This is a genomic window from Brevundimonas sp. GW821-FHT12C05 (assembly GCF_058807475.1).
In genome coordinates, this window is record NZ_JBXAQS010000001.1 from 1,206,704 (window position 1) to 1,228,184 (window position 21,481).

General features: G+C 69.1%; 22 protein-coding genes. 13 read left to right on the forward strand and 9 right to left on the reverse strand.

All coding sequences use genetic code 11. The annotated features are described in order from the left end of the window. Nucleotides 1–11 precede the first annotated feature (11 nt). From serS to AC1RRF_RS05655, 10 genes are all read left to right on the forward strand, one after another. Nucleotides 12–1,532, forward strand: a complete 1,521-nt coding sequence (serS, locus tag AC1RRF_RS05610; protein WP_492833474.1) for a serine--tRNA ligase — start codon at nucleotides 12–14, stop codon at nucleotides 1,530–1,532. 146 nt (nucleotides 1,533–1,678) lie between these two features. Continuing rightward, nucleotides 1,679–2,092, forward strand: coding sequence for a hypothetical protein (locus AC1RRF_RS05615; protein ID WP_492833475.1), 414 nt, complete (start codon nucleotides 1,679–1,681; stop codon nucleotides 2,090–2,092). A 61-nt stretch (nucleotides 2,093–2,153) separates the two neighbouring features. Then, nucleotides 2,154–2,948 (forward strand): 5'/3'-nucleotidase SurE, encoded by a 795-nt coding sequence (gene surE / locus AC1RRF_RS05620; protein WP_492833476.1) that lies wholly within the window; start codon nucleotides 2,154–2,156, stop codon nucleotides 2,946–2,948. Then, nucleotides 2,945–3,589: a protein-L-isoaspartate(D-aspartate) O-methyltransferase gene (locus tag AC1RRF_RS05625; protein WP_492833477.1), complete on the forward strand. Its 645-nt coding sequence runs from the start codon at nucleotides 2,945–2,947 to the stop codon at nucleotides 3,587–3,589. Before surE ends, AC1RRF_RS05625 begins: the two co-directional genes overlap by 4 nt. A gap of 101 nt (nucleotides 3,590–3,690) precedes the next feature. Next, complete coding sequence (locus AC1RRF_RS05630) at nucleotides 3,691–4,824, forward strand: peptidoglycan DD-metalloendopeptidase family protein (RefSeq protein WP_492833478.1); 1,134 nt, start codon at nucleotides 3,691–3,693, stop codon at nucleotides 4,822–4,824. A 119-nt stretch (nucleotides 4,825–4,943) separates the two neighbouring features. Next, a complete protein-coding gene (gene yajC, locus AC1RRF_RS05635; RefSeq protein ID WP_492833479.1) occupies nucleotides 4,944–5,249 on the forward strand; it encodes a preprotein translocase subunit YajC in 306 nt (101 codons plus the stop codon). A gap of 31 nt (nucleotides 5,250–5,280) precedes the next feature. Beyond that, nucleotides 5,281–6,867, forward strand: coding sequence for a protein translocase subunit SecD (secD, locus tag AC1RRF_RS05640; RefSeq protein WP_492833480.1), 1,587 nt, complete (start codon nucleotides 5,281–5,283; stop codon nucleotides 6,865–6,867). Then, complete coding sequence (gene secF / locus AC1RRF_RS05645) at nucleotides 6,867–7,856, forward strand: protein translocase subunit SecF (protein ID WP_492833481.1); 990 nt, start codon at nucleotides 6,867–6,869, stop codon at nucleotides 7,854–7,856. The genes secD and secF overlap by 1 nt, the downstream gene beginning before the upstream one ends. 108 nt (nucleotides 7,857–7,964) lie before the next feature. Beyond that, nucleotides 7,965–8,585, forward strand: a complete 621-nt coding sequence (locus tag AC1RRF_RS05650; RefSeq protein WP_492833482.1) for a hypothetical protein — start codon at nucleotides 7,965–7,967, stop codon at nucleotides 8,583–8,585. A 70-nt stretch (nucleotides 8,586–8,655) separates the two neighbouring features. Then, entirely contained in the window at nucleotides 8,656–9,279 is a 624-nt protein-coding gene (locus AC1RRF_RS05655) for a squalene/phytoene synthase family protein (RefSeq protein ID WP_492833483.1), read from the forward strand. Here the strand turns inward: AC1RRF_RS05655 and AC1RRF_RS05660 are convergent. The 5 genes from AC1RRF_RS05660 to trmFO all read right to left on the reverse strand — a co-directional run bounded on the left by AC1RRF_RS05660 (nucleotide 9,276) and on the right by trmFO (nucleotide 12,975). Then, nucleotides 9,276–9,869 carry a DUF1353 domain-containing protein gene (locus AC1RRF_RS05660; protein WP_492833484.1) on the reverse strand — a complete coding sequence of 198 codons (594 nt, stop codon included), beginning with the start codon at nucleotides 9,867–9,869 and terminating at the stop codon, nucleotides 9,276–9,278. The genes AC1RRF_RS05655 and AC1RRF_RS05660 overlap by 4 nt on opposite strands. Before the next feature lie 52 nt (nucleotides 9,870–9,921). Then, nucleotides 9,922–10,377: a carboxymuconolactone decarboxylase family protein gene (locus AC1RRF_RS05665; RefSeq protein ID WP_492833485.1), complete on the reverse strand. Its 456-nt coding sequence runs from the start codon at nucleotides 10,375–10,377 to the stop codon at nucleotides 9,922–9,924. A gap of 106 nt (nucleotides 10,378–10,483) precedes the next feature. Continuing rightward, the gene (locus AC1RRF_RS05670) at nucleotides 10,484–11,368 is read right to left on the reverse strand and encodes an oxygenase MpaB family protein (RefSeq protein WP_492833486.1); all 885 of its coding nucleotides are present in this window, start codon (nucleotides 11,366–11,368) and stop codon (nucleotides 10,484–10,486) included. 9 nt (nucleotides 11,369–11,377) lie between these two features. Then, nucleotides 11,378–11,584, reverse strand: a complete 207-nt coding sequence (locus AC1RRF_RS05675) for a hypothetical protein (RefSeq protein WP_492833487.1) — start codon at nucleotides 11,582–11,584, stop codon at nucleotides 11,378–11,380. After that, entirely contained in the window at nucleotides 11,584–12,975 is a 1,392-nt protein-coding gene (gene trmFO, locus AC1RRF_RS05680) for a methylenetetrahydrofolate--tRNA-(uracil(54)-C(5))-methyltransferase (FADH(2)-oxidizing) TrmFO (protein WP_492833488.1), read from the reverse strand. Before trmFO ends, AC1RRF_RS05675 begins: the two co-directional genes overlap by 1 nt. Nucleotides 12,976–13,091: 116 nt before the next feature. On the opposite strand from trmFO, the gene AC1RRF_RS05685 reads away from it, so the two are divergent. Continuing rightward, nucleotides 13,092–13,988: a hypothetical protein gene (locus tag AC1RRF_RS05685; protein ID WP_492833489.1), complete on the forward strand. Its 897-nt coding sequence runs from the start codon at nucleotides 13,092–13,094 to the stop codon at nucleotides 13,986–13,988. Between the two features lie 22 nt (nucleotides 13,989–14,010). Here the strand turns inward: AC1RRF_RS05685 and uvrA are convergent, their stop codons facing one another. From uvrA to AC1RRF_RS05700, 3 genes are all read right to left on the reverse strand, one after another. Then, nucleotides 14,011–16,950 (reverse strand): excinuclease ABC subunit UvrA, encoded by a 2,940-nt coding sequence (uvrA, locus tag AC1RRF_RS05690; RefSeq protein ID WP_492833490.1) that lies wholly within the window; start codon nucleotides 16,948–16,950, stop codon nucleotides 14,011–14,013. A 143-nt stretch (nucleotides 16,951–17,093) separates the two neighbouring features. After that, complete coding sequence (locus tag AC1RRF_RS05695) at nucleotides 17,094–17,582, reverse strand: group III truncated hemoglobin (RefSeq protein ID WP_492833491.1); 489 nt, start codon at nucleotides 17,580–17,582, stop codon at nucleotides 17,094–17,096. Nucleotides 17,583–17,634: 52 nt separating this feature from the next. After that, nucleotides 17,635–18,078: a hypothetical protein gene (locus tag AC1RRF_RS05700; RefSeq protein ID WP_492833492.1), complete on the reverse strand. Its 444-nt coding sequence runs from the start codon at nucleotides 18,076–18,078 to the stop codon at nucleotides 17,635–17,637. Nucleotides 18,079–18,206: 128 nt separating this feature from the next. Here AC1RRF_RS05700 and AC1RRF_RS05705 point away from each other — a divergent pair, with 128 nt between their 5' ends. Further along, entirely contained in the window at nucleotides 18,207–18,344 is a 138-nt protein-coding gene (locus AC1RRF_RS05705) for a hypothetical protein (protein WP_492313176.1), read from the forward strand. After that, entirely contained in the window at nucleotides 18,310–19,878 is a 1,569-nt protein-coding gene (locus AC1RRF_RS05710) for an ABC-F family ATP-binding cassette domain-containing protein (RefSeq protein WP_492833493.1), read from the forward strand. Before AC1RRF_RS05705 ends, AC1RRF_RS05710 begins: the two co-directional genes overlap by 35 nt. Here AC1RRF_RS05710 and AC1RRF_RS05715 read toward each other — a convergent pair. Next, nucleotides 19,875–21,452: an EAL domain-containing protein gene (locus AC1RRF_RS05715; RefSeq protein WP_492833494.1), complete on the reverse strand. Its 1,578-nt coding sequence runs from the start codon at nucleotides 21,450–21,452 to the stop codon at nucleotides 19,875–19,877. The genes AC1RRF_RS05710 and AC1RRF_RS05715 overlap by 4 nt on opposite strands. Nucleotides 21,453–21,481 lie beyond the last annotated feature (29 nt).

The window sequence follows — 21,481 nt, forward strand, 5'->3', positions numbered from 1 at the left end:
GAGCTAGAGCCATGCACGACATCCGCGCCATCCGTGACAATCCCGCCGCCTTCGTGAGCGGCTGGTCGTCGCGCGGGGTCGAGGAGGCCGACGGGCTGGTGGCCGACCTGTTGCGCCTCGACGGCGAACTGCGCGCGGCCCAGACGACCGCGCAGGAGGGGCTGACCAAGCGCAACGCCGCCTCCAAGCTGATCGGCGCCGCCATGGCGAAGAAGGACATGGCCGAGGCCGATCGGCTGAAGGCCGAGGTTGAAGCCCTGAAGGGCGACATCGCCGCCGCCGAGGTGGTCGAAGCCGAGGTCGGCAAGCAACTGCGCGACCTGTTGGCGGCCCAGAAGAACCTGGCCGCCGATGACGTCCCTGCGGGCGAAGATGAGGCCGGCAATGTCGAGGTCTCGCGCTGGGGCACGCCCCGCGAAGGCGGCCCCGCCAAGGATCACGCCGACCTCGGCGAGGCCCTGGGCCTGCTGGACTTCGAGGCCGCCGCCAAGATGAGCGGCTCGCGCTTCGCCGTGCTGAAGGGGCAGCTGGCGAGGCTGGAACGGGCCGTGGGCCAGTTCATGCTGGACACCCAGACGGACAAAAACGGCTATCTGGAAGTGAACCCGCCGTATCTTGTCAAGGACGATGCGATGTTCGGCACCGGTCAACTGCCGAAGTTCGAGGAAGACCTGTTTACGGCGATCTCGACCGACTGGGATGCCGTCAGTGATGATGCGGTCGCGACTGCTGCTCGACGCCGCGATGCCGACACGGCGGCATTCCGCGAAGCGGCGCTGGAACTCAAGGCGTTCCTCACGGACGAGGACGAGTTTCGTATCGCGCTGGAAGGTACTGCGGCCGAGATGGCGCGAGCGGCAAACGACCAGGAATTCCCAGAATTCTTGGCTCGTTTGAAGGGCGGGGCCTTCTCCGAAAAGCGTTACCTCATCCCCACCGCCGAGGTCTCCCTGACCAACCTCGTCCGCGAGCAGATCCTGCCCGAGGCCGAGCTGGCCACTCCCATCCGCATGACCGCCCTGACGCCCTGCTTCCGGGCCGAGGCGGGCTCGGCCGGACGCGACACCCGCGGCCTGATCCGCCAGCACCAGTTCCACAAGGTCGAGCTGGTCTCCATCACCCGGCCCGAGGACTCCGACGCCGAGCACGAGCGGATGGTGGGCTGCGCCGAGGCCATCCTGCAGGCGCTGGAGCTGCCGTACCGCAAGATGCTGCTGTGCAAGGGCGACATGGGCTTCTCGGCCCGCAAGACCTACGACCTCGAGGTCTGGCTGCCGTCGCAGGACACCTATCGCGAGATCAGCTCCTGCTCGAACTGCGGCGACTTCCAGGCCCGACGGATGGACGCCCGCTTCAAGCGCGACGGCGAGAAGAAGACCGAGTTCGTACACACCCTGAACGGCTCGGGCCTGGCGGTCGGCCGCACCCTGGTGGCGATCATGGAGAACTACCAGCAGGCCGACGGCTCGATCCGGGTGCCCGAGGTCCTGGTTGGATACATGGGCGGGCTGACGCAGGTCGGCGGCGCCTGATTATCCGGACGCTCCGGTAAGGCGGGGAGCCCCCGGCGGCGTCAGGCATTGCGCAGGGAACGGAGCGGCGGCGTCATCAGGGTGTCGTGCGGCTCCGGTCCATTGTCCGGTCTCCGGCCCTGGAGACGCGCCACAGGAACGAACCGATGCGAACCTTCTCCCTTCTGGCCCCCGCCGCCCTGGTCCTGGCCCCGATCCTGGCTTTGGGCGCCTGCGCCTCGATCCCCGCCGGCGTCACCCCGCCGCCCGCCGGTTTCGACGCCTCGGCCACCCAGTTCGAGGGCTGGGCCCGCGTCTCCGACGGTGAAATCCGGCTCTACGCCAAGGAACGCGACCTGACGCATGGCTTCCCGACGGACTGCGTCAGCGCCGCCCTGCCGCGCGACCTGCAGCGCGCCGCCGGGGATCTGAGCGGCTCCCGGGTCCGGCTGTTCGGCCGCGCCACGCCCTGGGCCGACCGCGCCGGCGCCCAGGCGCTGGACTGGCAGGGCTCGCGCATCGTCAACAACTGCCGCCGCGACACGGTCATCCAGGCCGACCGGGTGGAAGTCATCCAGTAGCGGGACGCCGCCGGATTTTTCGAGTGCGCCGGTCGGGTCTTCGCATTAGGTCAGACCGATCATGAGAATCCTGCTGACCAACGACGACGGGATCGAGGCCGAGGGCCTGGAATGCCTGGAACGGATCGCGCGGACCCTGTCCGACGACATCTGGGTCTGCGCGCCTGCCGTCGAGCAGTCGGGCAAGGGGCGGGGAATCACCCTGACCGAGCCGCTGCGGGTCAACCGGCTGGGCGGCAAGCGCTTCGCCGTCACCGGCACCCCGACCGATTGCGTCGTGCTGGCGGTCAACGACCTGATGCCCGAGAAGCCCGACCTGGTGCTGTCCGGCGTCAATCGCGGCCACAACGTCGGCGAGGACTGCTCTTATTCGGGCACGGTCGCCGGGGCGCTGCAGGGCATGGCCTTCGGCATCCGCTCCATCGCCTTGTCGCAGTCGCTGGAGCGCTTCCACGACGCGGTCACCGCCCATTGGGAGACGGCCGAGGCCTACGCCCCCGCCATTATCAGCCGCCTGCTGGCCCAGCCCTGGCAGGCCGGGGTGGTGATGAATCTGAACTTCCCGGCGCGCGCGCCCGAGGCGGTGACCGAGATCGAGGTCACCCGCCAGGGCTTCCGCGACATCGGCGAGATGCATGCGGTGCGGCGCACCGACCTGCGCGGCCGCGACTACTACTGGATGAGCTTCCGCGGCGCGAAGCAGGAGCACGCCGACGGCACCGACCTGAAGGCGATGGACGAGGGCAAGATCTCGGTCACCCCGCTGCACATCGACCTGACCCACATGGCCAGCGTGAATGACCTGAAGGGCATCCTGGGCGGCGTTCCGCCCAAGACGGTCGTGGCGGCCGAATGAACCTGCGGGACGACCGCGCCGGACGCCTGATCCTCGGTCTGCGGCAGCAGGGGGTGACGGAGCCGCGCGTGCTGCAGGCGATGGAATCCATCGACCGCGCCGTCTTCGTGCACGAGAAATTCCTCGATCAGGCCTGGGAGGACCAGGCCCTGCCGATCGACTGCGCCCAGACCATCAGCCAGCCCTTCATCGTCGGCCTGATGACCCAGGCGCTGGACGTGCAGCTGCGGCACCGGGTGCTGGAGATCGGCACCGGCAGCGGCTACCAGGCCGCGGTGCTGAGCCGGCTGGCGCGCTACGTCTATTCCGTCGAGCGCTACCGCAGCCTGCTGACCGAGGCCGAGACGCGACTGCGGACGCTGGACATCGACAACGTCATCACCCGTCACGGCGACGGCGGCCTGGGCTGGCCCGAACAGGCGCCCTTCGACCGGATCATGGTCACCGCCGCGGCTCCCGGCGAGCCGACCGAACTGCTCAAGCAGCTGAAGCCGGGCGGCATCCTGGTCTGCCCCGTGGGCCGCAGTTCGGTGCAGATGCTGCACCGCTATGTCGGCCAGCCCGACGGCAGCTTCCGTCGCGAAAGCCTGACCGAAGTGCGCTTCGTGCCCCTGGTCGAGGGGACGGCCAAGGAGGGGTAATCGCGGCCTCGGCAAGCTTTGGTTAACCTTCCCGCCCAACTTTGGCGCGGTTTTCCGGGTCTGGTCAGATGACAGGCTGGGCGCAGAAGCGGAGCGGGCGAATGAATCGAATGGGCGGCGGATTCCGCATCCTGATGGCGCTGGGGGCGATGAGCCTGCTGGCGGCCTGTTCCAGCTATCCCGCCGAACCGCGCTATTCGATCTACGCCGACCAGCCGAACGGCCCACCCCCGCCGACGGCGGCGGGGCCCGTCTATCCGACCCGGCCGGCGCCGACCGGGGAAGGGGTGCGCGGCCCGACCGATCCGGCCCGTGAGGCCCCGCCGCCGCGCGGCGCGCCCATCGAGATCATCGAGGGCGGCGCCCTGGACGCGCCGACGGCGACCGGCCCGCGTCCCTCCGATGCGCCCACCCGGCCCTATACCGAGGTCCCGGCATCGACGCCCGGCAACGGCTCGCGCCCCGCGGCCGGACCGGCTTCGGAGGGCTTCGCCAGCCCGCCGCCGCCCGCGAGGGGGGCGCCGACCGCCGGCGCCGCCTACGAAATCCAGCCCGGCGACACGATTTCCGGCATCGGCCGCCGCTTCCAGACGCCGGTGCAGTCGCTGATCGACCTGAACGGCTTGGGGCCGCGCGCCGCCATCACGCCGGGCCAGCGGGTCATCCTGCCCGCCGGAGCCGTGGACATCGGCGGCGATCCCTACGCCACGGGGCCGTCCCCTTACGGCGTGACCGTTCCGGACGAACGCGCGCCTCCACCGCCCCCGCCGCCCCCGTCCTCGACCCTGCCGCCGCCGCGCCAGCCCGCGGCGACCGCGCCCCCGACCGCTGCGCCGGCGGGCGGCGCAGCGGGCCTCGACTGGCCGGTGCGCGGCGACGTGCTGCGTCGTTTCGGCCCGGTGGGCATGGGCGAGCGCAATAACGGAGTGAACATCGGCGCCGCGGCGGGCGCCGAGGTCCGCGCTTCGGCCGCCGGACGGGTCGGCTATGTCGGCGACGATCTGGTCGGGCAGGGGCTGACGGTGCTGATCGTCCACCGCGACGGCTGGCGCACGGTCTATGGCCACCTGGGCTCGGCCGTGGTCCGAGACGGCGACGAGGTCACCGCCGGTCAGCAGATCGGCACGGTCGGCACGACCGCCGGCGACGGCCGTCCCTCCATCCATTTCGAGACCTGGCGGGTGCGCGGCGACCAGCCCACGGCGGTCGACCCGCTGACCGTGTTGCCGCGATAACGCATCACGCGCGGCGCGCCTGAACGCCGCGTTGCAAAGTGTGACGACGCGCCCTAGGTTCCGCGCCTCATTTTCAGGGGCGGCGCCGAGGGCGTGCTCCGCGCTTTTCGGAGATCAAAGTGCAGGAATTCCTGGCCGGCCCCGCCGGAACGTTCGTCTTCATCGTTCCGATGATCGTGCTGTTCTACTTCCTGATGATCCGCCCGCAGCAGCAGCAGATGAAGCGGCACAAGGCGATGATCGAGGCGGTCAAGCGCGGCGACACCGTCACCTTGTCGAACGGCATGATCGGCAAGGTCACCCGCGTCGAGAACGACGAAGCCATGGTCGAGATCGCCCAGGGCGTGAACGTCCGCGTGGTCAAGTCGATGATCGCCGACGTCCGCAACCGCACCGCGGTCGCCGCCAACGACGCCAAGGCCTGATCGGTCTCCTGAAAGGTTCGGGACAGCCCGCATGATCCATCTGTCGCGCTGGAAGGTCATCCTTCTCGCCCTGTCCGTCGCCTTCGGCCTGCTGTTCGCGGCGCCCAACATGCTGAGCCCCGCCCAGCGTGATGCGCTGCCGGGCTGGCTGCCGAAGAGCATCCTGAACCTGGGTCTCGACCTGCAGGGCGGGTCCTACCTGCTGCTGGAAGTCGACGTGCCGGCCATGCGCGAGAAGCGTTTGACCAACCTGGCCGAAGACGCCCGCACCGTGCTGGCCGAGGCCAGCGTCGGCGTCAGCACCATTTCCCGCCAGAGCGACGGCGTCATCGTCACCCTGGCGGACCCGTCGCAGATGGAGCAGGCGCAGACGGCCATGCGCGCCCTGGTCGTGAACAGCCCGACCGGCGCGGATCGCCTGGTCCAGCGGCAGGGCTCCGACCGTCTTCGCTACGCCTTCACCGAGACCACGATGAACTCCATGGCGTCCGACGCCGTGAGCCAGTCCATCGAAGTCGTCCGCCGCCGTCTGGACAACACCGGCACCAAGGAAATCTCCATCACCCGCCAGGGCGCGGACCGCATCGTGGTCCAGGCTCCTGGTCAGAGCGATCCGGCCGAGCTGGAACGCCTGATCGGCCAGACGGCCCAGCTGACCTTCCAGATGGTCGACGTCGAGAACTCGATCCAGGAGGCGCTGAACGGCTCCGTGCCGCCAGATTCCGAACTGCTGATCGATGAGGCCGGCAACCCCTATCTGGTCAAGCGCCGCATCCTGGTGTCGGGCGAGAACCTGACCAAGGCCGAAGTCACCCAGGACCAGAACCAGCGCACCGCCATCGGCTTCCGCTTCGACGGCGCCGGCGCCCGCCGCTTCGGCGAGGCGACCGCCGCCAACATCGGCAAGCCCTTTGCCATCATCCTGGACGGCAAGGTCATCTCGGCGCCGCGCATCAACGGCGCCATCACCGGCGGCTCGGGCATCATCGAGGGTCAGTTCTCGATCCAGGAAGCCTCCGAGATGGTCAACCTGCTGAACGGCGGCGCCCTGCCGGCCCCGTTGAAGGTCGAGGAGCGCCGGACCGTGTCGGCCGAGCTGGGCGAGGACGCCGTGTCGGCGGGCGCCCTGTCGACGGCCATCGGCTTCGGCATCATCGTCCTGTTCATGATCCTGGCCTACGGCCTGCTGTTCGGCGGCATCTCGGTCATCGGCCTGGTGCTGAACGGCCTGCTGATCGTGGCCTGTATGAGCCTTGTCGGCGCCGCCCTGACCCTGCCGGGCATCGCCGGCCTGATCCTGACCTTCGCGGTCGCGGTCGACGCCAACGTGCTGATCTATGAGCGGATGCGCGACGAGGCCCGGGCGGGCCGCAGCGTGATCGCCTCGATGGACGCCGGCTTCTCCAAGGCCATGGCCACCATCATCGACGCCAACGTGACCACCCTGGTGGCGGCGGCGATCATGTTCGTCTTCGGCGCCGGCCCCGTTCGCGGCTTCGCCTGGACGCTGGGCATCGGGGTGTTCACCTCGGTCCTGTCGTCCGTGCTGGTGGCCCAGGTGCTGCTGGCGTTCTGGCTGAAGACGGCCAAGCCCAAAAAACTGCCGATCGCGGAGTGATGGCGATGCGTGGATGGCCCCTCATCAAACTGCTGCCGCAGAAGACGAACTTCCATTTCGTGAAGTACGCCCGCTATGCGGCGTTCGTCTCCGTGATCCTGTGCGTCGCCTCGATCATCGCCTGCTTCGTTCCCGGCCTGAACATGGGCATCGACTTCCGGGGCGGCGCCTCGCTGGAAGTGTCCAAGCCGGCCGGCCAGGTGGTCAATCTGGAAGAAGTGCGCGGCGCGGTCAGCGGCCTGGACCTCGGTGACGTCGGCGTGCAGGGCATCGCCCGCCGCGACACCAACATCGACGACGGCTCCACCGCCATCGTGCGCTTCCAGGTGCCGGATGGCCGTGACCAGACCGCCGTGGTGAACCAGGTCGAGTCGGCCATCACCCAGGCGACCGGCGAGGTCACCTATTCGGGCGTCAGCGTCGTCGGCTCCAAGGTGTCGGGCGAACTGTTCCAGTCCGGCCTGCTGGCGCTGGGCTCGGCCATCCTGCTGATGTTCCTGTACATCTGGTTCCGCTTCGAGCCCCAGTTCGGCTTCGGCGCGGTCGCCGGCCTGCTGCACGACGTGATCCTGACCTTCGGCCTGATCGTGGTGTTCAAGCTGGAGTTCAGCCTGACCATGGTGGCCGCGATCCTGACCGTCATCGGCTATTCGATGAACGACACCGTCGTCGTGTTCGACCGCCTTCGCGAGAACCTGCGCAAGTACAAGACCATGCCGCTGCGCGACGTGATCGACCTGTCGCTGAACGAGACCCTGTCGCGGACGATCATCACCGGCGTGACCGCGGTCATGGTGCTGGCGGCCCTGGCCGTCTACGGCGGCGAAGCCCTGTTCGGCTTCTCCATCGCCCTGATGTTCGGGATCATCGTCGGCACCTATTCGTCGATCTACGTCGGCGCGCCGATCATCCTGCTCTGGGGCGTGAAGCGCGGCGGCGCGGCCGACGACGCCAAGCCGATCAAGTTGGGCATGGCCTCGCGTCCGTAGGCGGATGGAGGGGCTTGCCCCTCCAGGCCGAACGTCTTTGTTTCGTGTCGGAGAGGCGCGGCTGTATGGTCGCGCTTCAACGATTCTCGCCCGGGGAGGGGCGACGACATGGGCAAGCTGCTTTCCAACTTCCGCACCACCATCCTGCTGAGCCTCGCGCTCGCGGCGGTCATGATCTTCGCCTTCGGCCGCACCGCGCCGGGCGGTTTCGATCTGGGCTTCTGGCAGGCCACGTTCCGCTGGGCGCACCTGGCCTCGGGCATCCTGTGGATCGGCCTGCTGTACTATTTCAACTTCGTCCAGATCCGGGTCATGCCGTCGATCCCGGCCGAACTGAAGCCGGCCATCGGCAAGCATATCGCGCCCGAAGCCCTGTTCTGGTTCCGCTGGGCGGCGCTGTCGACGGTCGTCTTCGGCCTGGCGGTGATGTTCACCCGCGGCCACGCCTACGCCATGGAAGTGCTGAGCTTCGGCTTCGCCGGCGGCCTGACGGAAGACCAGAAGGGCTTCACCCTGATGGGGGTCGGCGTGTGGCTGGCGATCGTGATGTTCCTGAACGTCTGGGGCGTGATCTGGCCGAACCAGAAGCGCGCCCTGGGCATCGTCGTGGTCGACGACGCCGCCAAGGCCAAGGCCGCCCGCATCGCCATGCTGGGCAGCCGCACCAACCTGCTTCTGTCGCTGCCGATGCTGACGGCGATGGCCATGTACCAGACCCTGTTCGGCTGATCCGCCGAACCGATCGCGATGCGGGGCCGGGGAGGGCGACCTTCCCGGCCTTCCGCGTTATGGGGAGCCGATGACTGTCCTCGAAACCCAGGTCCGCGACGCCGACACCGACCGCTGGCTGTCCAGCCGGTTCGTGGCCGATGCGCAGGCCCGCGCGGACCTGATCGCGCTGTACGCCTTCGAAGCGGAGCTGATGGCCATCCCCACCCGGGTCACCCAGCCCCTGCTGGCCGAGATGCGCTACGCCTGGTGGCGCGAGCAGATGGACGGGGTCTTCGCCGGGACCGCCCGCAAGGGCCATCCGGTGCTGGAGGCCCTGACCGAGATCGTCGCCCGCCACGACCTGCCCCGCGCGCCGTTCGACGGTCTGATCGAGGCGCACATCGGCCGGGTGCACGGCGAACCCCACGATCTGGACGCCTTCTACCTCGGCCCGATGCAGCTGGCGGCGCGGATCCTGGCGGGGCCGGGTCTGGACGACGCCGTGGCGGACGCCGGCCGCGTGCGCGGCCTGAACCAGACCGGGCGCCGCGATGAGGCCCGGGCGCTGACGGGAGCCGCCAATCGGGCGCTGAAGGGCCTGCCTGTGGCCGCCTTTCCGGCGGTCGCTTCCGCCGCCCTGGCCGACCCCGAGGTGCCCGAGGCGGTGAAGCGGCTGCGGCTGGTCTGGGCCGCCCTGAGAGGCAGGATCTAGGGCGCGCAGTTGGCGGGGGCCTGCCCCCGGATCCGGGCGATCACCTCGGGGTCTCCCTCGCCGAAGAAGGCCTCGCGCGGCGCCGGCGGTGGCAGGACATCGCCGGTCCGCCAGTCCATGAACTGCGTCGGCCAGGTCGAGGCGGCGCGATCGTAGCCGCCGGCGCCGAAGGAACTGACCGCCCGGTGCATGACATTGCGCCGGACCACATCCACTCCCAGCTCGTCCAGCGCCTCGCGGAAGACGTCGTCCGCCTCGCCCCGGCGGCCCGGCTCGCCGATCGAATAGAGCCAGTCGTGGACGACCGCTGCGATGGCGTGCCGGCCGAACGGCGGGATCAGCCAGCGACCGACCAGCGGAATGGATGCGAAGTCGGTGACGTAGGTGGCCGGCACCCAGATGACCCGTTCCGATCCCGGCCGGCGATAGCCGAACGGCTGGATGACGACGACCGTGGTGCGGCCGTCGCGCTCGCGATCCTTGCCGTGGTTGATGGCGCAGACCAGCGGTCGCTCGGCGCCCTGGACGCCGTTGGCGGAGAGGACCTGGGATGCGGCGTCGGATTCGGTGGGCGCGGAACAGAAGGCCATGGCTACGCTTCTACGCGGGAGCCGTCGCCCGGGTTCCGCGCCCGGGCCGGGATCAGAACCAGGGCGCGCCCGCCGGGTGATGCAGGGTGGCGTTCAGGCGGTTGAAGAAGTTGGTCGTGGCGATCCACAGGACGATGCCCGCCAGCGCCGGCTCGTCGAAATGGGCCTTCGCCGCGTCCCAGATGTCGTCCGGCACGCCGACGGAATCGTCGGCCAGACGGGTGGCGGCTTCGGCCAGGGCCAGGGCCGCGCGCTCGGCGTCGGTGAAATAGGGGGTTTCGCGCCAGGCCGAGACGGTATCGAGCCGCTCGTCGGTCTCGCCGGCCTTGCGCATCTCCTTCGCCCCGGAGGCGACGCAGGCCGAGCAACCATTGATCTGGCTGGCGCGCAGATGGACCAGGTGCAGGACGGTAACCGGTGCGCCCGACTGGTGGGCCGAGGCGTAGAGGGTCTGCACGGCCTTCTGGGTGTCGGGCAGCATGGCGAGCAGGGTACGGGAAAGGCGCATGTCAGGCTCCATGAGGACGGCCGCCCGGCGCCCTCATGGCGTCAGATCCGTCCGTCATGGAGAGGACGAGACAGGTCGGCCGTATGTGACATCGGCCCCGCGAATTTCAGTAGGCGGTCACTTCGGCCGGGTGAACCCGGGTGTTGGGCGAGCCGCGGAAGGCCCAGCGGATGAAGCGGGCGGTGGACAGGGCGCTTGCACGGGTCAGGATCCGGGGCGGGCCGAACGGCCGCTCGTGCATGGCCTGGGCCCAGTCGGGCAGCAGGTCCAGGCCCGCCTGCATGATCACGCCCGCGGCGGCGTCGACGGCCAGGGAGCCGACCCGCTGGCGCATCACCATCCGGGCCACCTCCCGGGTGCGAGCGTCGGCGCGTAGCTGGGGTCGATAGCTGCGGATCAGACTTTCCGCCTCCGCCCGGCTGCGAGGAATAGGGTCGGCGTGCAGGGCCTCGGCGATCCGCGCGGTCTCCGCGAAATAGGCGTCCTGGTCCGACATCGGCATGTCCGGCTCGGCGTAGCGGATCCAGGCGTCCAGGAAGCTGATGGTCTCGGTGACATGGACCCAGGCCAGCAGGGCCGGATCCGAGACGCGATAGGGCGTGCCGTCGGGCAGGACGCCCGCCAGCTTGGCGTGGATGCGGTTGACCTTGTCGATGGCGGCCTGGCCCCTGTCGGCATGGTCATAGGTGGTGGTGGCGATAAATTTGGCCGTCCGCCTGAGCCGGCCGTGCATGTCGGCGCGGAAATCGGAATGGTCCCAGACGCCCGCCAGCACGGCCGGATGCAGCATCTGCAGGAGCAGGCCCGACACCCCGCCGATCATCATGGTGACCACGTCGCCGTTGACCCGGGCGGCGACGCAGTCCGGCGGGAACAGGGCGTCGGCCCGGCGCAACACCGGCCGCTCGCCCTTGTCGGCGTCATTGAAGACGTCGGTGATCTTCTGGCGGATGGCGCGCCGGGCGGAATCGAAGGGAGAGACAGAGGGCATGGCGAACCGTCAGGCCTGACCGGCGGCCGGTCCCAGCAGGGCGATCTTCTTGTCGAGGCGGGCGACCTCGTCCTCCAGCCGGGCCTGTTCGGACGCCATGTCGACGGGCGTGCCGTCCTCGTATTTCAGCGTGGCGCCCTGGGCGATCAGGTCGAGGCGATAGATCAGGGTCACCCGGCGGTCGGTCAGGCGTTCGAGCTCGGTCGGGTCCGCCATCAGCCCGCGTCCCGCCAGGCCTTGAGCGCCTCCAGTCCGCGGATGCTCATCAGCCGCTTCTTGGCCCGGCCGCGCTCCTTGGGATGGATGCGCTTGCCGTCCCCGTCGACCTTGGGCGCCTCGAGCGGCGGCAGCAGGCCGTAGTTGATATTCATCGGCTGGAACTTCGATCCCTCGAGATGGCCGCCGGTGATGTGCTCGACCAGTGCGCCCATGGCGGTTTCCGGCGGCGGGGCCGACAGGTCACGGCCCAGCGCCTGGGCGGCGGCCAGACGGCCGGTCAGCAGACCCATGGCGGCGCTTTCGACATAGCCCTCGACCCCGGTCACCTGACCGGCGAAGCGCAGGCGCGGCATGGATTTCAGGCGCAGTTGCTTGTCCAGCAGTTGCGGGCTGTTGAGATAGGTGTTGCGATGCAGCCCGCCCAGACGCGCGAACTGGGCGTTCTGCAGGCCCGGAATCATGCGGAAGGTCTCGGCCTGCGCGCCGTGCTTCAGCTTGGTCTGGAAGCCGACCATGTTGAACAGGGTGCCGAGCGCATTGTCCTGGCGCAGCTGGACGATGGCGTGAGCCTTGACCGTCGGGTTACGCGGATTAGTCAGGCCGACGGGTTTCATCGGACCGTGGCGCAGGGTCTCGCGGCCGCGCTCGGCCATGACCTCGATGGGCAGGCAGCCGTCGAAATAGGGGACGTTCTCCCACTCCTTGAACTCGGCCTTGGGCCCGTCCAGCAGAGCGTCGATGAAGGCGTCGTACTGAGCCTTGTCCATCGGGCAGTTGACGTAGGCGGCGGCGTCGCCGCCCGGGCCTTCCTTGTCATAGCGCGATTGGCGCCAGGCGATGTCGAAGTCGATGCTGTCGGCGTGGATGATCGGCGCGATGGCGTCGAAGAAGCTCAAGGATTCTTCGCCCGTCGCCTTCAAGATGGCCTCTGCCAAGGCGGGCGAGGTCAGGGGGCCGGTGGCGACGATGACATTGTCCCAGTCTTCCGGCGGCAGGCCGGCGATCTCCTCGCGCACGATGGTGACCAGCGGATGGGCCTCCAGCTTCGCGGTCACGGCCTGAGAAAAGCCGTCACGGTCGACGGCCAGGGCGCCGCCGGCGGGCACCTGATGGGCGTCGCCGCAGCTCATGATGATCGAATCCAGCGCCCGCATCTCGGCGTGCAGCAGGCCGACCGCGTTGTACTCCCAGTCGTCAGAGCGGAAGGAGTTGGAGCAGACCAGCTCGGCCAGGCCGTCAGTGTGGTGGGCGTCGGTCTTCACGCCGGGAACGCCGCGCATCTCATGCAGGATGACGGGCACGCCCGCGTTGGCGATCTGCCAGGCGGCTTCGGAACCGGCGAGGCCGCCGCCAATGACGTGGATGGGGGAAGGGGAGGTGGAGCTCATGGGCGGGGTTCTAGCCATAGCGGGCGCCCGCGTCAGCCTCCGATCGGTCGCCGGGTGGAATTCCGCTGACCCGGAAGCAGCCGTCCTCTAGAACGACACGATTCACGGAGGACACCATGCCGCTCGCCGCCACAGACGCCGCCTTCGAAGGCTTCCGCCTGGTCCGTCGTGAACCGCGCGTGCTCCTGGCGTGGACCCTGCTCTATCTGCTGGTCACGGTGGGCCAACTCGTCGCCATGGTGTTGAACCGTTCCGAAATCGCCGAGGGCCTCAAGACCCTTGAAGGCATGGGCGCCCGGGGGCCGCAATCCCAGGCGGAAATGGAGTTGATGGTCGAGGCCTATGGACAGATGACCCGCTACAGCTTCTGGATCCTGCCTCTCTCGATCGTGGTCGGATCCGTACTGAGCGCCGGAGTGGCGCGCGGCGTCCTGTTCCCGGAAGAGCAGAAGTTCGGTTACCTTCGGCTCGGCATGGATGAGGTTCGGGTCTTCGTCGTCGCCCTGGCGATCGCCTTGCTGAGCGGGGCGGCCGTGGGGCTGGCCTTCACCGCGGTTTCGGTTCTGGCGGCCATCGCCGCCACGGTCGCGCCGATCTTGTGGCTCGGAGTCGGCGCGGGCGTTCTCGCCACCATCGCCCTTGTCATCTGGCTGGCCGTCAGATGGTGCCTGGCCGTACCCATCACCCTGACGGAGAAGAAGATCGACGTCTTCGCCTCGTTCCGCGCCACCCGCGGGCATTTCTGGCCGCTGCTGGGCATGGCTGTGATCGCAATCGCGATGGGGATCGTGATCTGGTTCCTGTCGATGATCGTTGTGACGCCGCTCAGCCTGCTGTCGGGCATGTCGCCGATGGGCCTGGGCGGCACGTCGGCTGCTGTCATCGAGCAGATGTCGCTGGCCAATCCCGGCCTGCTGCTCGTCGCCTTGGCCAACGCCATCGTCTACGCGCTGTGCGTCGGCGTCACCTACGCCCCCTTCGCGGCGGCCTGGCAGGACCTGAAGCGCGGCTAGCCGGGAGCGCGGGCGCGGACCGTCAGGCCCGCGCCGTCACCCGGGCCGGCTTCTTCTCTGCCGACGCTGACAAGCCCGCCACGCGCGCCTTGCGGCGTTGCTCATGGCGGTCCAGCACCTCCTTGAGGTATTTGCCGGTCCAGCTGGCGGGATTGGCCGCGACCTCTTCCGGGGTGCCGACCGCGACGATCTCACCGCCGCCGTCGCCGCCCTCGGGACCGAAGTCCAGCAGGTAGTCGGCGACCTTGATGACATCCAGGTTGTGCTCGATCACGACGATGGTGTTGCCGTTCTCGACCAGTTCCTGAAGCACTTCCAGCAGCTTGCGGGTGTCCTCGAAATGCAGGCCCGTGGTGGGCTCGTCGAGGATGTAGAGGGTCTTGCCGGTGGCCCGCTTCGACAGCTCCTTGGACAGCTTGACCCGCTGGGCCTCGCCGCCCGACAGGGTGGTGGCCGACTGGCCGACCTTGACGTAGCCCAGGCCGACCCGCTCCAGCGTCAGCATCTTGTCCCGGATCGACGGCACGGCGGTGAAGAAGCGCGCGGCTTCCTCGACCGTCATGTCCAGCACGTCCGAGATGGACTTGCCCTTGAACACGATCTCCAGCGTCTCGCGGTTGTACCGTTTGCCGTGGCAGACGTCGCAGGTGACGTAGACGTCCGGCAGGAAGTGCATCTCGATCTTGATCAGGCCGTCGCCCTGACAGGCCTCGCAGCGCCCGCCCTTGACGTTGAACGAGAACCGCCCGGGCCCGTAACCGCGCGCCTTGGATTCCGGCAGCCCGGCGTACCAGTCGCGGATGGGCCCGAAGGCGCCGGTGTAGGTGGCCGGGTTCGAGCGCGGCGTGCGGCCGATGGGCGACTGGTCGATGTCGATGACCTTGTCGAACATCTCCAGCCCCTCGATGCGGTCGAAAGGGGCGGGGGCGTCGGACGCGTTGTGCAGACGGCGCGCGGCGGCCTTGTACAGGGTCTCGATTGTGAAGGTGGACTTGCCGCCGCCGGACACGCCGGTGACGCAGGTGAACAGGCCGCCGGGGATCTCGCCGGTGACGTTCTTCAGATTGTTGCCGGTCGCGCCGCTGATCTTCAGCATCTTCTTGCGGTTGACGGGGCGGCGGCCCTCGGGCGGCAGTTCGATCTCGCGCTCGCCGGTCAGGTATTTGCCGGTCAGGGAGTTCGGATTGGCCATCACCTCGGCGGGCGTGCCTTCGGCGCAGACCTGGCCGCCGTGGACGCCGGCGGCGGGGCCCATGTCGATGACATAGTCGGCGCTCAGGATCGCTTCCTCGTCATGCTCGACCACGAGCACGGAGTTGCCGAGGTCGCGCAGGCCCATCAGGCTTTCCAGCAGCCGGGTGTTGTCGCGCTGGTGCAGGCCGATCGACGGCTCATCGAGGACGTAGAGCACGCCCGTCAGGCCCGAGCCAATCTGCGACGCCAGACGGATGCGCTGGCTCTCGCCGCCGGACAGGGTGCCCGAGGAGCGGGACAGGCTGAGGTAGTCCAGGCCGACGTTGTTCAGGAACCGCAGGCGGTCCGAGATTTCCTTCAGGATGCGGCGGCCGATCTCCATCTGCTTTTCGGTCAGGTGGTCGGGCAGGGCGCTGACCCAGTCGTAGGCTCTCTTGATCGACAGCCACGACACCTCGGCGATGTCCTGGCCGCCGACCTTGACCGCCAGGGCCTCGGGCTTCAGCCGCTTGCCGCCACAGCTCTCGCACAGGGTCTCGGACTGGAAGCGGCCCAGCTCCTCGCGCACCCAGGCCGAGTCCGTCTCGCGCCAGCGGCGTTCGAGGTTGGGCAGGACACCTTCGAAGGCCTTGGAGGTCTCATATTTGCGGGCGTTGTCGTCATAGACGAACTTGATCTTCTCGCCGCCCGAGCCGTGCAGGATCACCGTCTGGGCCTTGCCCGGCAGGTCGCGCCACGGCTTGTCCATCGAGAAGCCGTAGTGCTGCGCCAGCGACTGCAGCGTCTGGGTGTAGAGCGGCGAGGGACCGCGTGACCACGGGGCGACCGCGCCGCCGTGCAGGGTCTTGTCCTTGTCCGGCACCACCATGTCGGCGTCGAAGGCCAGCTTGACCCCCAGGCCGTCACAGACCGGACAGGCGCCGAAGGGGTTGTTGAACGAGAACAGCCGCGGCTCGATCTCGCTGATGGTGAAGCCCGAGACCGGGCAGGCGAACTTCTCGGAGAAGGTGATGCGGCGCGGGCCGGTCTCGCCTTCCATGGTGTTGGCCCATTCGGCCACGGCGATGCCTTCGGCCAGACCCAGCGCGGTCTGCAGGCTGTCGGCGTAGCGGCCCTCGAGCCCCTGTTTGGTGACGATGCGGTCCACGACGATGTCGATGTCGTGCTTGAACTTCTTGTCCAGCGCCGGGGCGTCCTCGATGGCGTAGAACTCGCCGTCGATCTTCACGCGCTGGAACCCCGAGCGCTGCCACTCGGCCATCTCCTTCTTGTACTCGCCCTTGCGGCCGCGCACGACGGGGGCGAGCAGCAGGATGCGCTCGCCGTCGGCCAGGGCGGTCAGCTTGTCGACCATCATGGAGATGGTCTGGCTTTCGATCGGCAGGCCGGTGGCGGGTGAATAGGGCACCCCGACCCGCGCCCACAGCAGGCGCATGTAGTCGTGGATTTCGGTCACCGTGCCGACCGTCGAGCGCGGGTTCTTGGACGTCGTCTTCTGTTCGATCGAGATGGCCGGCGACAGACCCTCGATCAGGTCGACGTCGGGCTTGCCCATCAGCTCCAGGAACTGGCGGGCGTAGGCGCTCAGGCTCTCGACATAGCGGCGCTGGCCCTCGGCGTAGATGGTGTCGAACGCCAGCGAGCTTTTGCCCGAGCCCGACAGCCCGGTCATGACCACCAGCTTCTCGCGCGGAATGTCGAGGTCGACGCCCTTGAGATTATGTTCGCGTGCGCCGCGCACGCGGATGAAGTTGTGCTTTTCGGTCATGGAATCCGGGAACGCGGAGAGGGCCGGGCAGGGTCCGGCGCGACAGCGCTATATGGGGGATGTTTCGCTGAAATCAGCAAGAACATTATAGGAACTGTCAGCATCTGGCGCCAGACTGCTGACAGCAGTTGGCAGCAGGACGCCTATTCGGACGGCGACCATGCCTCCGCCTTGCGCAGATACCGCTCGCCCGGCCTCAACAGGGTGTTGGCGGCATGAGCCAGACTGAGTTCAAGGCTTTCGGCGATGCGGCGGGCGCGCTCCATGAAGTGGGCGGCGGCGACGGGCGGGCAGATTTCCTGGGTGGTCGCGTCGAACAGCTCAAGCCAGCGGTCGAAATGGGTGGCGTCGATCGGCAGGGGAAGGTGTTTCGGCATCGGCCGGCCCTGATAGACCCCCGTCGACAGCGCCACCGACGACCAGAACAGCTTCATCTGCGCCAGATGCGGGCCCCAGTCCTCGACTCGCGCGGCGAAGACCGGACCGATCAGGGCGTCATCGCGGACCTTGCCATAGAAGGTCTCCACCAGCCGGTCGATCATGGCCTCGTCGATGCCGGTCTCGGCGCGGATGCGGTCCGTCGCGGCCTTGCGGCGGGCGGCGAAGGCTTCGGCGGTGTCGGCATGGGTCATGGTGTTGATCTAGGCCGGGCGGGCAGGCCCCGCCAGACCGTGCGACCCCGCGTCAGTCGGCGATCAGGAAGTCACCCGCGTTGAACGTCAGGACGCAGCGCGGATCGCCGCCGGACGCGTCGACCGAGCAATAGTCGACTCCGATCAGGTTCTTCTGGACCCGTGCGGTCGAGCGGGCGCTGCGGCCGTCCTGGGTGAAACCCGTGCCCATGGCCGCGCTATGCGGTCCCAGCGCCTCATAGAAGCGCTGGGCGAGCGGACCGGTGCAGGTGAACAGCAACAGTTCCTCGCCGCCGTCGATCACCTGCCGGTAGGCGCCCGAGCCCGCGGCCTGCGCGATGCAGTCGGCGTAGAGACGGGCGTGGGGGCCGGTGGGCTGGCCGGCCAGCGGTGCATAGTCGGCCACGACTGGAGGCGCCTCAGGCGGCGTCCCATGAGCGCAGGCGCTGACCGAGAGCAGGGCCGCAACGACCGCGAGGCGGGCGAAAAGACGCATGGAAAATCCTCCAGACACCCAACCTTTCACGGTCTCGTCAGCGCCGCCAGAGCCGAAAGGGGTTGCGTGCAGGGCTTCGGGCGCCCATCCTCTTCGCTTCGAGTGAGTTCACTGGAGGCCCGACGATCATGATCAGCACGCTGGAAATCGGTTTCGCCCTTTCCGCTCCTCTGCTGCTCGTGCTCGCCTATGCCCTCGCTCCCAAGCCGAAACCCGTCCGCATCCGCACTCGTGACGCTCGATCGCGTCGCGGCCCGAACGCCTGACGGTTCCACCCTATTTTCTGATCTGAGCCTCGTCTTCGGGCGGGAGCGCACAGGACTTGTCGGCCGCAACGGCTCGGGCAAGACCACGCTTCTGCGCCTGATCGCCGGCCTGTCCGCCCCTGCCGAAGGCGCGATCAGCCGCGCCGGGACCGTCGCGTGGCTGGAACAGCGCGGCGAGCCGGCGTCCGGCGAGACGGCGGCGGGGACGCTCGGCGCCGCCGCCGCGCTGGCCGTGCTGACGCGCATCCTCGCGGGCGAGGGGACGGCGGAAGACCTGGACGCCGCCGACTGGACGCTGGAAAGCCGTATCGGCGAAGTCCTGGCCGAGGTCGGGCTGGAGGCGCTGGACCTGTCGCGCGAGACGGCTTCGCTGAGCGGCGGGGAACAGACCCGTCTGCGACTGGCCGCCCTGCTGATGGATCCGCCGGACCTGTTGCTGCTGGACGAGCCGACCAACCATCTGGACCGCGACGGCCGCGAACGCATCGCCGAGGTGCTGGCCCGCTGGCCCGGCGGGGTTCTGGCGGTGAGCCATGATCGGGCCCTGCTGCGCCGGATGGACCGCATCGTCGAGCTGTCGAGCCTCGGCGTCGCGGTCTACGGCGGCGGCTATGATCTCTATGCCGAACGCAAGGACGCCGAGCGCGCCGCGGCCGAGCGGGATCTGGACACGGCCGGGCGCGAGGCGGCCCGGGTCGCCCGCGAAGGGCAGAAGGCGGTCGAGAAGAAGGCCCGCCGTGATCGGGCCGGACGCGCCTTCGCGATGCGGAAGTCCGAGCCGAAGATCCTGCTGGGCGCCATGGCCGAGCGGGCGGAGAATTCCGGCGCGCGCGAGAACAAGCTGGCCGAACGCCGGGCCGAGGCGGCGGAGGCGGACCTGGCCGCCGCGCGCGAGAAGGTGGAGCGGGTGCGGGCGCTGGATATTCCCATGCCGCCGACAGGGTTGGCCCCGGGCCGGACGGTGCTCGAACTGGACGCCGTCGCCTGGGACGCGCCCGGCGGGCGGCGGATCGTGGGACCCGTGTCGCTGAAGCTGACCGGGCCCGAACGGGTAGCCGTGACCGGCGCGAACGGCGCGGGCAAGTCGACCCTGCTGAAGCTGATCGCCGGAGTGCTGGAGCCGACCTCGGGCCGGATCGCGCGACCGGTGACCGCGGCCCTGCTGGATCAGGCGGCGCTGCTGCTGCGGCCGGACGAGACCCTGGTGGAGGCCTACCGCCGCATCAATCCGGATGCGACGCCGAACGACGCCCATGCGGCGCTGGCGCGCTTCCTGTTCCGCAACACGGCGGCGCAGCGGACGGCGGGAACGCTGTCAGGGGGTGAACGACTGAGGGCGGCGCTGGCCTGCGTCACGGGCGGCGTCCGCCCGGCGCAACTGTTGATCCTCGACGAGCCGACCAATCACCTGGATCTCGATTCGGTCGCGGCGGTGGAAGCGGCCCTGCGCGGCTATGACGGTGCCCTGGTCGTGGTCAGCCATGACCCGGACTTCCTGGACGCCGTCGGCGTCGAGAGGACCGTGGCGCTTTAGCCCCAGCCGGCGATCTCGCCCTTACGGCGGGCGGCGCCCACGGGCGCGGCGACGACCGGGGTCTCGGTCGGACGGCCGAACAGCCAGCCCTGACCGAAGTCGACGCCGAGCGACGTCATCGCCGCGGCCTGCCCCTCGGTCTCGACCATCTCGGCCACGGTGGCGATCTTCAGGTCGCGGCAGAGGCCGACCAGGTGGGTGGCCAGGGTGCGGACCTTGGGATCGGTTTCGATCTCGCGCACGAAGCCGCCGTCCAGTTTCAGGATGTCGATCGAGAGCTTGCGCAGATAGGTCAGGGAGGCCGCGCCGACGCCGTAGTCGTCCAGGCAGACCTTGACGCCCGCCGCGCGCAACGCGGCCAGGCGATGGTTGGCGCCGTCCAGATCGACCACGTCGGCCGTCTCCGTGATCTCGACCATCAGCCGCTTGCGGATGTCCGGGGCGGCGGCGGTCATGCGCAGCAGCCCCTCGACATAGCGGCCGTCGGCCAGCGAAGCGCCCGAGACGTTGATCGCCGCCTTGACCAGGCCAAAGCCGGGACGGCGCAGCTGGGTCAGGGCCTTCTCGGCCACCGCCAGGTCGAAATCGTCGATCAGGCCCAGTTCCTCGGCCATGGCGATCGGGCCGGTCGGGGCGGAGGCCGCGCCGCCGAAGCGGCTCAGGGCCTCGAAATGGTGCACCGCGCGGCTGTCCAGCGCGACGATGGGCTGCCAGACGAGGCTGAAGTCACGGCTGCGCACGATGGCGCGGAACCGGTCGGCATCCTGCACCGTGCGTTGCAGGCGGGCGCTGAACCGGTCGCCGGCGGCCGCGCCGTCCTTCAGGCAGTCTTCCAGAGCGAAACGCAGGGTGCGTACGGCGACGGCGGCCTCGGCCCGACCGATCTCGGCCCGGGTGGCGACCGGCGACAGGTTCACCCCCTCGGCCAGACCCATGGCGCGGATCTCTTCGGCCAGGTCGACGATGTCGGCGGAGTCGCGCATCAGGGCGAAGCGGTCGGGGGCCAGGCGGGCCGCGCTGATCCCGCCGACGGAGGCCAGCTGCAGCCGCGCCTCGATCCGCGCGCCGGCCCTGCGATGCGGCTCGTCCAGCGCGCCGAGCCCGGGGATCTCAAGGAAGTCGACGGACAGCTCGGGGCCGGTGCCGCCGACGGCCAGCAGGGCGCCCAGCCGCTTCAGCAGGCCCCGCGCGTCCAGCACCGGTTCGGTCTTGGGTGCGACGGCCTGATAGGCCGCCCCCTGCCAGGCCATGGCGCAGGAAACGAAGGGGGCGAGATCGGGCAGCAGGAAGGCGCGCAGGACGGCGCGGCGGACCTGCCCCTCGCCGGCGATGACCTCGACCTCGATCGGCGCCGAGCGTACGCCCGGCTTCAGGGCGGCCATGGCGACGGCCACGCGATCAAGGCAGGATTTGCCGAGCAGGGCGCTCAGGCCCTGGCCGGTCCATGCGGCGGCCGGATCGACGCCCGCGACCGGTCCCACGCCGATGGCGAAGGTGACCTTGTCTCCGTCCAGCTCGAAGAGGACGTCGGAGGAGGCGAACGCCATGCCGAGAAGGCGCGATTTAATCGTCATTCCAGATGCTTACTGTCGCTGACGTTAAA